Source organism: Streptomyces mayonensis, assembly GCF_018982965.1.
Classification (GTDB): Bacteria; Actinomycetota; Actinomycetes; order Streptomycetales; family Streptomycetaceae; genus Streptomyces; species Streptomyces mayonensis.
Genome location: NZ_JACBYP010000174.1, coordinates 1 through 11,421, shown reverse-complemented (window position 1 = coordinate 11,421; position 11,421 = coordinate 1). Strand labels below are relative to the sequence as shown.

Genomic DNA, 11,421 nt, shown 5'->3' with positions numbered 1-11,421 from the left:
CCGACTGCGGAACAGCCTCAGAAACCCCGCAAAGCAAGAGGCGGGGCAGGAGGAGGAGGCTGACAGCGGCTGGCGCGTTGAGGTGTTCCGGTGCCGACTGCCGTGTTCGGGAGAGAACCGGCGTGCGGCGGAGACCCGCCACCACGGACAGGCATCCCCGAGGACCGCACTCGGGGACGCCCCTCCGTCCGCGGGCCGGCGGTCACGGTGATGCCGAAGCGTTCGGCGCCCGGTTGTGACGCCGGTCAGGCGGCTCGTGCGGCGAAGGGCTCGGCGAGGGCGCGTGCGTGGTCGTGGGCGGCCGTCATGGACGCCTCGTGGAGAGGGAGGAGCGAGGCGAGGGCCGGCGCGTGGGGGGCCATGGTCAGCTCGGGCGTCACGGTGGTGACGTCCAGGCCGAGGAGGTCCTCGTGGCCCAGGACGGTTTCCAGCGTGGGCACCAGGTAGTCCAGGCCCTCCCTGGGCGCGCCGGGGCCGTAGCTGCCGCCGCGGGCGGATATCAGCAGGGCGGGACGGCCCGCGGCCGGGGAGGCGCCGGTGTGGGTGAAGGTTCGGTCGGTGACGAGGATCTGGTCCAGCCACGCCTTGAACGCCGACGGCATGGACAGGTTGTACATCGGCACCGTGAACAGGTACGCGCCGGCACCGAGGAACTCCTCGATCAGCTCGTCCTGCAGTGCCCGCGCCTTGGCCTGCTCGGGGGTGTACCGGGCCGGGTCGGTGTCACGGGCGGTGACACCCGCCGCCGTCAGGTGCGGCACCGGTGAGGCAGCGAGGTCGCGGTGGACGACCGGGCCCTGCCACCGGGCGCGGAAGGACCGGGCGACCTGGCGGGAGACGGAGGCCTCGCCGAGCGAGGAGGAGTCGATGTGCAGCAGGTACGACATGTCGGTCACGCCTTTCGAAGAAAGTCCGGAGGGAGTACGCAGGGAGTACGGAGGGAGTCCGGAGCTAGCCCGGAAAGAGTCCGGCGCTGCGGATCTCTGCTTTCACGGCCTGAACTCCGATTCCTACTGTTTGTTCGTAGCGCCATGATGCGCCAGTATGGAAGCCGCCACAAAAGGCACACGGGTGTGCGCGACGGAGAGGAATGGGAGCCATGCCGGACGGCACCGATACGGAGATGGCGGCCGCGACCGGGCCGTGCGCGAAGATCCCCGCCGAGAGCATGCCCTTCGTCCGGCAGGTGCTGGACCGGGTCGGCGACAAGTGGAGCCTGCTGGTCGTCGCCGTCCTGGAGAACGGACCCCTGCGCTACACCGACCTGCAGCGCCACATCCCCGGCATCTCCCAGCGCATGCTCACGCACACCCTGCGCCAGCTCGTCGAGGACGGACTGATCACGCGCACTGCCTACGCCGAGGTCCCGCCGCGCGTGGAGTATGCCCTCGCCCCGCTCGGCCGCGGCCTGCACGAGATCGTCATGCGGCTGGTCGACTGGGCCGCGGACCACCACGGGGAGATCCGCGCCCACCGTTCCGGGGGTGGCGCCGCCACCGCTCCTCCCCGTTCCTGATCCGGGCTCGCCCCGACTCGGGCGGCAGGTACGGGGAGCCCTTCCTGCACCTCCACCGTCCACAGCGGCGATGAAACAATCCCCGCATGGCGGAAATCATCCAGAAGGACGGAACGTGGGTCTTCGACGGCAGCGCGTTGCGGCTGACTCCGGGACGGGACAAGAACGTCAGCCTGCTGCGCAAGGAACTGGGTGAACTGCTCGTGCCGCTCGCGGCGTTGGCGGGCATATCGTTCGAGCAGGGGAAGAAGTCGGGGCGGCTCAGGCTGCGGCTGCGGGACGGCGCGGACCCCCTCCTGCACGCGACGGGCGGCCGGCTGACCGAGCCGCACGATCCCTACCAGCTCCTCGTGGAGTCCGACCGGTACGGCGTCGCGCAGTACTTCGTGGACGAGGTGCGCAACGCCCTGCTCCTGGACCAGGTTCCGTCCGGGCCGGTGGACGCCTACCTGCTGCCCGGCCCCGCCGTGCCGCTGTCGGTGTCGGCCGGGGACGGCATCGCGAGCTTCGACGGGGAGCGGGTGCGGCTGGAGTGGAAGTGGCAGGCGGAGGACGCCAAGTCGGCCGCCGGGCCCCGCACCCTTCCCGTCGCCGACATCGTGGCCGTGGAGTGGCAGCCGACGGTCGGCCTGGAGAACGGGCACCTGCGTTTCACCGTGCGGGCGGCGCCGAGCAAGGTGCCGCCGAAGTACGACCCGAACGCCGTGGAGCTGTGGGGGTTCAAGAAGGACCCGCTGATGGCCCTGGTGGCCGCGGCCGTGCAGGCCCGTCTCCCGCACCCGTCCGCACCGGCCGCCGTCGAGGAGGCCGGCCCGGCCGGGGACACTCCTGCCGCCGGGGCCCCCGCCGCCGAGAACGACCACGACGCGCTGCTGCGCCGGCTGCGGGAGCTGGGCGAACTGCACCGCTCGGGGGTGCTCACGGACGACGAGTTCGCGCTGGCCAAGCAGGCCGTACTGAAGCGGATGTAGGCACAGGGACACACAGACGGAGCCAGTCCTGCCCGATATCGGGCAGGATTCTTGCACAGGGGCCTGCCTTACTCCAGGATCTACCGGGTGCACGACGAACTCGTTGACCACCTGACGCGGTCCACCCCGCTGAGCCGGGGCGAGGCGCTGCGCGTGGTCCAGGACGTGCTCGCCTACTTCGACGAGACGACCGAGGAGTACGTCCGCCGCCGCCACCGCGAACTCCAGGCCCAGGGCCTGGTGAACGCGACGATCTTCGAGCGGATCGGGGCGGAACTGAAATACCGGGCGGTCGCGCCGCCGGAGCTGTCGCTCCGTCAGCTGCGCCGCGTCGTCTACGGCTGAGCAGGCCGGGAAGAGTACGAGGTTTACCCATACATGTGCGGAATCGTCGGATACGTCGGGAAGCGTGACGTCGCGCCCCTGCTCCTCGAGGGACTCCAGCGGCTGGAGTACCGGGGCTACGACTCGGCGGGCGTCGTCGTGACCTCCCCGAAGGCGGCCGGGCTGAAGATGGTCAAGGCCAAGGGGCGGGTGCGCGACCTGGAGGCCAAGGTCCCGGCCCGCTTCAAGGGCACCACCGGCATCGCCCACACCCGCTGGGCCACCCACGGCGCCCCCTCCGACGTGAACGCCCACCCGCACATGTCGGCCGACAACAAGGTCGCCGTCGTCCACAACGGCATCATCGACAACGCCGCCGACCTGCGCCGCAAGCTGGAGGCGGACGGCGTCGAGTTCCTCTCCGAGACCGACACCGAGGTCCTCGTCCACCTCGTCGCCCGCTCCGGTGCCGAGAAGCTGGAGGACAAGGTCCGCGAGACCCTGCGGGTCATCGAGGGAACGTACGGCATCGCGGTGATGCACGCCGACTTCCCCGAGCGGGTCGTCGTGGCCCGCAACGGCTCGCCGGTCGTGCTCGGCATCGGCGAGAAGGAGATGTTCGTCGCCTCGGACATCGCCGCGCTGGTCGCCCACACCCGCCAGATAGTCACCCTCGACGACGGCGAGATGGCCACCCTCAAGGCCGACGACTTCCGCACGTACACCACCGAGGGCACCCGCACCACGTCCGAGCCCACCACCGTCGAGTGGGAGGCCGCCTCCTACGACATGGGCGGCCACGACACCTACATGCACAAGGAGATCCACGAGCAGGCCGAGGCCGTGGACCGCGTGCTGCGCGGCCGGATCGACGACCGCTTCTCCACCGTGCACCTCGGCGGCCTCAACCTGGACGCCCGCGACGCACGGGCGGTGCGGCGCGTGAAGATCCTGGGCTGCGGCACCTCGTACCACGCGGGCCAGATCGGCGCCCAGATGATCGAGGAGCTGGCCCGGATCCCCGCCGACGCCGAGCCCGCCTCCGAGTTCCGCTACCGCAACGCGGTCGTCGACCCCGACACCCTGTACATCGCCGTGTCCCAGTCCGGCGAGACGTACGACGTGCTGGCCGCCGTGCAGGAGCTGAAGCGCAAGGGCGCCCGCGTCCTCGGCATCGTCAACGTGGTCGGCTCGGCGATCGCCCGCGAGGCCGACGGAGGCATGTACGTGCACGCCGGGCCCGAGGTCTGCGTCGTCTCCACCAAGTGCTTCACCAACACCTGCGTCGCCTTCGCGCTGCTCGCCCTGCACCTGGGCCGCACCCGGGACCTGTCGGTGCGCGACGGCAAGCGGATCATCGAGGGGCTGCGCAGGCTGCCCGCGCAGATCTCCGAGATGCTGGAGCAGGAGGAGGAGATCAGGAAGCTGGCCGCGCAGTACGCCGACGCCCGCTCGATGCTCTTCATCGGCCGTGTCCGCGGCTACCCCGTCGCCCGCGAGGCCTCCCTGAAGCTGAAGGAGGTCTCCTACATCCACGCCGAGGCCTACCCGGCCTCCGAGCTGAAGCACGGGCCGCTCGCGCTGATCGAGCCGGCCCTGCCGACGGTCGCGATCGTGCCGGACGACGACCTGCTGGAGAAGAACCGCGCGGCCATGGAGGAGATCAAGGCCCGCAGCGGCCAGATCCTCGCGGTCGCCCACCGGGAGCAGGAGAAGGCCGACCACACCGTCGTCGTCCCGAAGAACGAGGACGAACTCGATCCCATCCTGATGGGCATCCCCCTGCAACTCCTCGCCTACCACACGGCCCTGGCGCTCGGCCGGGACATCGACAAGCCGAGGAACCTCGCCAAGTCGGTGACGGTGGAGTAGAAAGCCTTCCCGACCCTTCGCCTCCTTCGCCTCCTTCGGCGAACGGTCTTCGGCGAACGGCCCTCCGTGTGAGCCACCAGCACACGGAGGGCCGTTGCCCTGCCGGGGGTTGCCCTGCCCCCCGGCCTGCGCGGCCACCCGGCGGCCGTCATCCGCCGGCCTGCAGCGCGTCGGGAGATGTTCGTGGGCCGATGCAGTGTGCAGTTGTGCGGTGACACGTATATGCCCTTCACAAGAGCACAAACACCTCTACGCGTCGGTAGCTTCACACTGCACGAGCGGGCGGGGCGGAGTCCCTACGGGATGACCACCACGGGCCGCTTCGCCCGCTTGGCGAGGCGGCCGGCGACGGAGCCGAAGAGGCGGCCCACCAGGCCGTGGCTGGAGCCGACGACGATGGCGTCCGCCTCGTACTCCCGTCCCACCTCCTCGAGTTCGTGGCAGATGTCGCCGCCGCGCTCGACCAGGATCCAGGGGACCTCGGCGAGATAGTCCGCACACGCCAGCTCCAGGCCGAGCACCTCGGTGCGGTGGTCCGGCACGTCGACGAAGACGGGAGGTTCGCAGCCGGCCCACACCGTGGTGGGCAGCCGGTTGGCGACATGCACGATGACCAGGCCGGAACTGAGCCGGGAGGCCATGCCGATGGCGTACGCGAGGGCACGCTCGCTGGAGGTGGAGCCGTCGAAGCCGACGACGACGCCGTGCTTGAAGGCTGGATCGCAGGACTGGCGGGGCTCTTCCGCCGCCAGGGGCTCGGCCGCCGTGGGTTCGGCGACGGGCCGCTTGCGGTCCGCGGGTTCGAAGAATTCGTGACCGGCCATGGCTGTCTCGGCGTTTTTATCCTCTATGGGGGACAACAGAGTGCGGCGGAGCTGTGTCCGGGAATTGTCTTCCCAACCCCATACCCCCAAGGGTACGGCGGCACGCCTCCTTCGCCAGATCCCGCGCGCGGTCCGCCACGGGGTTCACCGGAGCATGCCCGAGGGGGCGCCCGTAACGCAATGGTTGCTGCTCTGTACAGGCGGTTTGCACAGGATTCAACTGTGCGTAACCGGACGTGACCGGCGCGCCGCGCGGACGTTGATCTCCGTACCGCCACCCCCAGGGAGCCCCCGTGTCCGGTCCGCACCGCACCGCCGAGCCGACGCCGCGCGCCGACCGGGCACCCGCGCGCGACGGCGTCACGGACCTCGTCCGCTGGGCGGCGTTCAGCTGCCTCCTCGTTCCGGTCGCGCTGCTGGGGTACGGCGCCTCGTTCGCCGGCACCGCCGGTGCGGCCGTCGGACTGGCCGCCGTCACCGCCGTCTGCCGTCTGCTGCTGCGGCGTTCGGAGCGGGCGGCGGAGCGGGCCGCGGTCCGGCCCTCCGGCGACCGGTGGGCGCCCCGGAGCGGCCGCCGATGCCGGCCCGGTGGGACGATTCACAGGCGCGGACGGCACACTGGGAAAAACACACCGGTCGACTGACCGGTTTCCGCGCACAGTTCCGCATCTTTTCAGCCAACTTCCCAGGTTGGCTCATCATGGTCTTCCACCACCCCGAAACCCCCGTTCCACCTGCACGGAAAGGGTCTCGGGGGACCTGCGCACCCTACGGGGATTGGCCACTGAGACAAGGCGCACTTCCCAGTGGCGCCCCGGAGTGCAACGCTTCGTGATCGACTGCTTCACGCCAAGTTGCCATGTCGACAATGTCCCGAGTGCCGAACCGGCCACCTCGGCGCGACGGGACACAGTAGATTCGATCTTGACTGTCTACGGCGGGGGACTCGTGCAGGACCGAGGGGAAACGTGTTGGAGCGACAGACCCGAAAGGATCAGGGCGCCGCGACCACCGAGGGGGGCTTAGCACTCATGAGCCACGACTCCACTGCCGCGCCGGAATCCGCGACCCGGAAGCTCTCCGGGCGACGCCGCAAGGAGATCGTCGCGGTGCTGCTGTTCAGCGGCGGCCCCATCTTCGAGAGTTCCATACCGCTTTCGGTGTTCGGGATCGACCGCCAGGACGCCGGCGTGCCTCGCTACCGCCTCCTGGTGTGCGCGGGCGAGGAAGGCCCGCTGCGGACCACCGGGGGCCTGGAACTCACCGCGCCCCAGGGGCTGGAGGCGATCTCCCGGGCCGGCACGGTCGTCGTGCCCGCCTGGCGGTCGATCACCTCGCCACCGCCGCAGGAGGCCCTCGACGCGCTGCGCCGCGCGCACGAGGAGGGGGCCCGCATCGTCGGACTGTGCACCGGCGCCTTCGTGCTGGCGGCCGCGGGGCTGCTGGACGGCCGGCCCGCCACCACGCACTGGATGTACGCGCCGACCCTGGCCAAGCGCTACCCGTCGGTCCACGTGGACCCGCGCGAACTGTTCGTGGACGACGGCGACGTGCTGACGTCCGCGGGCACGGCGGCCGGAATCGACCTGTGCCTGCACATCGTGCGCACGGACCACGGCAACGAGGCGGCCGGAGCGCTCGCCCGCCGCCTGGTCGTGCCGCCGCGCCGGACCGGAGGCCAGGAGCGCTACCTGGACAGGTCTTTACCGGAGGAGATCGGCGCCGACCCGCTCGCCGAGGTCGTCGCCTGGGCGCTGGAGCACCTGCACGAGCAGTTCGACGTGGAGACGCTCGCCGCCCGCGCCTACATGAGCCGCCGCACCTTCGACCGCCGGTTCCGCTCGCTGACGGGCAGCGCCCCGCTCCAGTGGCTGATCACCCAGCGGGTGCTGCAGGCGCAGCGGCTCCTTGAGACGTCGGACTACTCGGTGGACGAGGTGGCGGGCCGCTGCGGCTTCCGCTCACCGGTGGCGCTGCGCGGGCACTTCCGCCGCCAGCTGGGTTCGTCGCCGGCCGCCTACCGGGCGGCCTACCGGGCGCGCCGCCCCCAGGGCGACCGTCCGGCGGACCCGGACGCCGGCGCCGCGGGGGCCGCCTCCCGGCACCTGCCACCGCCCGAGCCCGGCCAGCCGGCGGCGGCCCTCCACCCGGAGAACGCGGTCCCCTTCCAGACCCGCCGTACGACGGCGCCGCTGCCCGCGGCGGCGACGACGGTCCCGGGGCAGCGCAGCCCGGCCCAGTGAGCACACCTCGAACGCCGGGCGGACCGACGCCTTCGGCCCGTCCGGCGTTCGAGGACGAGGCCGTTCAGGCCGAAGCGGGGGTCCGGGGGCGGCGGCCCCCGGTGGCGCCCGCACGGACGCCGGGGGCCCATTCGACGGACGTCAGCCGTAGGGTATCCGCATGAACGATCGCATGGTGTGGATCGACTGCGAGATGACCGGCCTCTCGCTGTCCGACGACGCGCTCATCGAGGTTGCCGCCCTCGTCACCGACTCCGAGCTGAACATCCTCGGCGACGGCGTCGACATCGTCGTACGGCCGCCCGAGGGGGCCCTGCGGACGATGCCGGAGGTCGTGCGGGAGATGCACACCGCGTCCGGGCTGCTCGCGGAGCTCGACGGCGGCACGACGCTGGCGGACGCCGAGGAACGGGTCCTCCAGTACGTGCGGGAGCATGTGAAGGAGCCCGGCAAGGCGCCCCTGTGCGGCAACTCCGTCGGTACCGACCGCGGCTTCCTGTCCCGGGACATGCCGACGCTGGAGGGCTACCTCCACTACCGGATCGTCGACGTCTCCTCCGTCAAGGAGCTGGCCCGCCGCTGGTACCCGCGGGCGTACTTCAACAGCCCCGAGAAGAACGGCAACCACCGCGCGCTCGCCGACATCCGCGAGTCCATCGCCGAACTGCGCTACTACCGGGAGGCGGTCTTCGTGCCGCAGCCGGGCCCCGACTCCGACACCGCGAGGGCGATCGCGGCGAAGCACGTGGTGTCCACCGGCTGAAGCTCACGGCGTCCGCCGTGCAGGTCCCCGGAGAGGGACCCGGAGGGGGCTCCTGACAGGGCCCCGGACAGGGCCCCGGACGCAGCCGCGCCGTGGCAGGAACCGCCGGGGAGCGGTGCCCGGAAAGCCGGGCGCGAGCACCCCTTCGGACCCTGTACACTTTTTCTCAGCCGGTCGGGAAACCCGCCACGCGGGATTCGAGCACCGGCCTTGGTGGGTGTAGCTCAGTTGGTAGAGCACCTGGTTGTGGTCCAGGTGGCCGCGGGTTCAAGTCCCGTCACTCACCCTGAGTCGTCAGCCGGTGACCTTCGAAAGAGGGTCACCGGCTGATTGCGTTGCGGCACCCGACCGCTCGCGGCGCCGGGCTGCTCGCGGCGCCCGGCTGCTCACGGCATCCGACCGCGCGCGCTTCACGACGAGCGCCGCTCCACCAGTTCCGTGGCGAGCACCACCTGGTGCCGTCGGGGTGTGCGCCGCGTGGCCGGGCGGCGGTCCGCGATCTCGGTCAGGAGCAGGTCGATCATCGCGCGCCCCATCTCCTCGATGGGCTGGCGCACGCTCGTCAGCGGCGGTTCCATGTGCCGGGCGATCGCCGAGTCGTCGTAGCCGACCAGCGCCACGTCCTGCGGGGTGCGCCGGCCCGCCTCACGCAGGGCCTGGCGGGCGCCCGCCGCGGTGACGTCCGAGGCGGCGAAGACGGCGTCCACGTCGGGACGGCGGCCCAGCAGCCGCTCCATAGCGCGGCGCCCGCCCTCCTCGGTGAAGTCGCCCGCCTCGATCAGCCCCTCGTCCACCCCGGGGCCCGCCTCGTCCAGGGCGTCGCGGTAGCCGTCCACGCGCCGCTGGGCGCCGTACACGTCGAGGTGGCCGGTGATGTGCGCGATACGGCGCCGGCCCCGCGACAGCAGGTGCTCGACGGCCGAGCGGGCGCCGCCGTAGTTGTCGGAGTCCACGGAGGCCAGGGTCTCCTCGGCCGAGCGCGGGCCGCTGATCACCGCGGGGATCTCCAGCTCGGCCAGCAGGTCGGGCAGCGGGTCGTCGGCGTGCACGGAGACCAGCAGGACGCCGTCCACCCGGTGCGCGGCCAGGTACTGGGCGAGGCGCTCCCGTTCCCGGTCGTTGCCCGCGAAGATCAGCAGCAGCTGCATCTCGGTGTCGGTGATCTCCGCGCCGACACCGCGCAGCATGTCCGAGAAGTACGGCTCGGCGAAGAACCGGGTCTCCGGCTCGGGGACGACGAGCGCGATGGCGTCGGTGCGGTTGGCGGCGAGCGCGCGGGCCGCGGTGTTGGGCACGTAGCCGAGCTCCGCGACCGCCGCCTCGACGGCCGCGCGGGTCGCGTCGCTGACCCGGGGCGAGCCGTTGATCACCCGGGAGACCGTGCCGCGGCCGACACCGGCGTGGGCGGCCACCTCTTCCAGAGTGGGGCGCCCGGCGCCCCGGCTCCGGCCCTCGTTGACCGCCATGGTCGCCGCCTTCCCTTCGCAGCCGTCAGCGAGGAATGTAACAGCCCCGACCTGTGTGTCCCCGGCCTCGTCGTCCCCGGTGGGCCAAGGCTCCGCCCCGGCGCCGCGGACGGAGAACACGAGGACCGCGGCCGGGGAGACCGGCCGCGGTCCTCGCGGTGCGGAGAGGGACGTGAAGTGCCCTGTGCGTCAGCCGAGTTCGGGCTCCCCGGGCAGCGCGTTGCGCCGGATCACGTCGGCGTACCAGTGGGCGCTGTCCTTGGGGATGCGGCGCTGCGTGGAGTAGTCGACGTAGACGGCGCCGAAGCGCTTCGAGTAGCCGTAGGACCACTCGAAGTTGTCCAGCAGGGACCACAGGAAGTAGCCCCGCACGTCCGCGCCGTCGGCGACGGCCCGGCGGACCGCGTCCAGGTGGGACCGGAGGTAGGCGATGCGCTGCGGGTCGTTGACCCGGCCCTCGGGCGACACGTAGTCGTCGAAGGCGGCGCCGTTCTCGGTCACCATCAGCGGCAGGTCGGGGTGGGACTTCGCCAGGCCGGTCAGCAGGGTGTGCAGTCCGTTCGCGTCGATGGCCCAGTTCATCGCGGTCAGGTCGTCGTTGGCGAGGTGGAAGGCCACGTCGCCGGCGCCGGTCCACGGCGAGTGGTCGCTCGCGCCGTGACCGTCGTTGCTGGTGGTGCCGGCGCCGTCGGCGGGCTGGGAGACCACGGTCGGCGAGTAGTAGTTGACGCCGAGCACGTCGATCGGGCGGGAGATCTCCGCGAGGTCGCCGTCCTTGACCAGCCCGCTCCAGTCGACGAGGTGGGAGGTGTCGGCGATCAGGTCCTCGGGGTAGGCGCCGTCGAGGATCGGGCCGGTGAAGACCCGGTTGCCGACCGCGTCGATCCGGCGGGCCGCCTCGACGTCCTCGGGGGCGTCGGTCAGCGGGCGCACCTGGTGCAGGTTGAGGGTGAGGGAGACCTGGGCGCTCGACGGCAGCGCCTCGCGCAGCACGCCGACCGCCTTGCCGTGGGCGAGGTTGAGGTGGTGGGCGGCGCGCAGGGTGGCGGCCGGGTCGGTGCGCCCCGGGGCGTGCACGCCGGAGCCGTAGCCCAGGAACGCGCTGCACCACGGCTCGTTGAGAGTGGTCCACACGCCGACGCGGTCGCCGAGGGCGCGGGCCATGATGTCGGCGTACTCGGCGAAGCGGCCGGCGGTGTCGCGCTGCGGCCAGCCGCCCGCGTCCTCCAGCTCCTGCGGCAGGTCCCAGTGGTAGAGGGTGGCGACGGGGGTGATGCCCGCCTCCAGGAGCTCGTCGGTGAGGCGTCGGTAGAAGTCCAGGCCGCGTTCGACGGCGGGGCCGCGGCCGGTGGGCTGGACGCGGGACCAGGAGACGGAGAAGCGGTACGCCTTGAGTCCGAGGTCCTTCATCAGGGCCACGTCGTCGCGGTAGCGGTGGTAGT

General features: G+C 71.7%; 11 protein-coding genes and 1 tRNA gene. 8 read left to right on the top strand and 4 right to left on the bottom strand.

Annotated elements, in window-relative coordinates; all coding sequences use genetic code 11:
• Nucleotides 1-245 precede the first annotated feature (245 nt).
• On the bottom strand, nucleotides 246-887 hold the full coding sequence (locus HZS56_RS35575) for an FMN-dependent NADH-azoreductase (protein WP_216724942.1): 642 nt from the start codon (nucleotides 885-887) through the stop codon (nucleotides 246-248).
• 212 nt (nucleotides 888-1,099) lie between these two features.
• On the opposite strand from HZS56_RS35575, the gene HZS56_RS35570 reads away from it, so the two are divergent.
• The 4 genes from HZS56_RS35570 to glmS all read left to right on the top strand — a co-directional run bounded on the left by HZS56_RS35570 (nucleotide 1,100) and on the right by glmS (nucleotide 4,683).
• A complete protein-coding gene (locus tag HZS56_RS35570; RefSeq protein ID WP_374201240.1) occupies nucleotides 1,100-1,516 on the top strand; it encodes a winged helix-turn-helix transcriptional regulator in 417 nt (138 codons plus the stop codon).
• Between the two features lie 86 nt (nucleotides 1,517-1,602).
• On the top strand, nucleotides 1,603-2,487 hold the full coding sequence (locus HZS56_RS35565) for a DUF4429 domain-containing protein (protein WP_216724940.1): 885 nt from the start codon (nucleotides 1,603-1,605) through the stop codon (nucleotides 2,485-2,487).
• A gap of 87 nt (nucleotides 2,488-2,574) precedes the next feature.
• The gene (locus HZS56_RS35560) at nucleotides 2,575-2,832 is read left to right on the top strand and encodes a hypothetical protein (protein ID WP_216724939.1); all 258 of its coding nucleotides are present in this window, start codon (nucleotides 2,575-2,577) and stop codon (nucleotides 2,830-2,832) included.
• 33 nt (nucleotides 2,833-2,865) lie between these two features.
• Nucleotides 2,866-4,683, top strand: coding sequence for a glutamine--fructose-6-phosphate transaminase (isomerizing) (gene glmS, locus HZS56_RS35555; RefSeq protein ID WP_216724938.1), 1,818 nt, complete (start codon nucleotides 2,866-2,868; stop codon nucleotides 4,681-4,683).
• A 296-nt stretch (nucleotides 4,684-4,979) separates the two neighbouring features.
• Here the strand turns inward: glmS and HZS56_RS35550 are convergent, their stop codons facing one another.
• Nucleotides 4,980-5,507, bottom strand: a complete 528-nt coding sequence (locus HZS56_RS35550) for a universal stress protein (RefSeq protein WP_216724937.1) — start codon at nucleotides 5,505-5,507, stop codon at nucleotides 4,980-4,982.
• A gap of 293 nt (nucleotides 5,508-5,800) precedes the next feature.
• Between HZS56_RS35550 and HZS56_RS35545 the strand changes: the two genes are divergently transcribed.
• The 4 genes from HZS56_RS35545 (at nucleotide 5,801) to HZS56_RS35530 (ending at nucleotide 8,799) form a co-directional block, all read left to right on the top strand.
• Entirely contained in the window at nucleotides 5,801-6,151 is a 351-nt protein-coding gene (locus HZS56_RS35545; protein WP_216724936.1) for a hypothetical protein, read from the top strand.
• 387 nt (nucleotides 6,152-6,538) lie between these two features.
• Nucleotides 6,539-7,750 carry a helix-turn-helix domain-containing protein gene (locus HZS56_RS35540; protein WP_216724935.1) on the top strand — a complete coding sequence of 404 codons (1,212 nt, stop codon included), beginning with the start codon at nucleotides 6,539-6,541 and terminating at the stop codon, nucleotides 7,748-7,750.
• A gap of 160 nt (nucleotides 7,751-7,910) precedes the next feature.
• Nucleotides 7,911-8,513: an oligoribonuclease gene (gene orn / locus HZS56_RS35535; RefSeq protein WP_216724934.1), complete on the top strand. Its 603-nt coding sequence runs from the start codon at nucleotides 7,911-7,913 to the stop codon at nucleotides 8,511-8,513.
• A 213-nt stretch (nucleotides 8,514-8,726) separates the two neighbouring features.
• Nucleotides 8,727-8,799: transfer RNA gene (locus HZS56_RS35530), tRNA-His, on the top strand.
• Nucleotides 8,800-8,923: 124 nt separating this feature from the next.
• On the opposite strand, the gene HZS56_RS35525 is transcribed toward HZS56_RS35530, so the two are convergent.
• A complete protein-coding gene (locus HZS56_RS35525; RefSeq protein WP_216724933.1) occupies nucleotides 8,924-9,979 on the bottom strand; it encodes a LacI family DNA-binding transcriptional regulator in 1,056 nt (351 codons plus the stop codon).
• 189 nt (nucleotides 9,980-10,168) lie between these two features.
• A partial coding sequence (locus HZS56_RS35520) for a GH1 family beta-glucosidase (RefSeq protein ID WP_216724932.1) occupies nucleotides 10,169-11,421 on the bottom strand: 1,253 nt, incomplete at its 5' end.

Coding starts and splice junctions, on each gene's coding strand:
- HZS56_RS35550 (WP_216724937.1), bottom strand. CDS start 5,507: ATGGCCGGTCACGAATTCTTCGAACCCGCGGACCGCAAGCGGCCCGTC.
- glmS (WP_216724938.1), top strand. CDS start 2,866: ATGTGCGGAATCGTCGGATACGTCGGGAAGCGTGACGTCGCGCCCCTG.
- orn (WP_216724934.1), top strand. CDS start 7,911: ATGAACGATCGCATGGTGTGGATCGACTGCGAGATGACCGGCCTCTCG.
- HZS56_RS35570 (WP_374201240.1), top strand. CDS start 1,100: ATGCCGGACGGCACCGATACGGAGATGGCGGCCGCGACCGGGCCGTGC.
- HZS56_RS35525 (WP_216724933.1), bottom strand. CDS start 9,979: ATGGCGGTCAACGAGGGCCGGAGCCGGGGCGCCGGGCGCCCCACTCTG.
- HZS56_RS35575 (WP_216724942.1), bottom strand. CDS start 887: ATGTCGTACCTGCTGCACATCGACTCCTCCTCGCTCGGCGAGGCCTCC.
- HZS56_RS35565 (WP_216724940.1), top strand. CDS start 1,603: ATGGCGGAAATCATCCAGAAGGACGGAACGTGGGTCTTCGACGGCAGC.
- HZS56_RS35540 (WP_216724935.1), top strand. CDS start 6,539: ATGAGCCACGACTCCACTGCCGCGCCGGAATCCGCGACCCGGAAGCTC.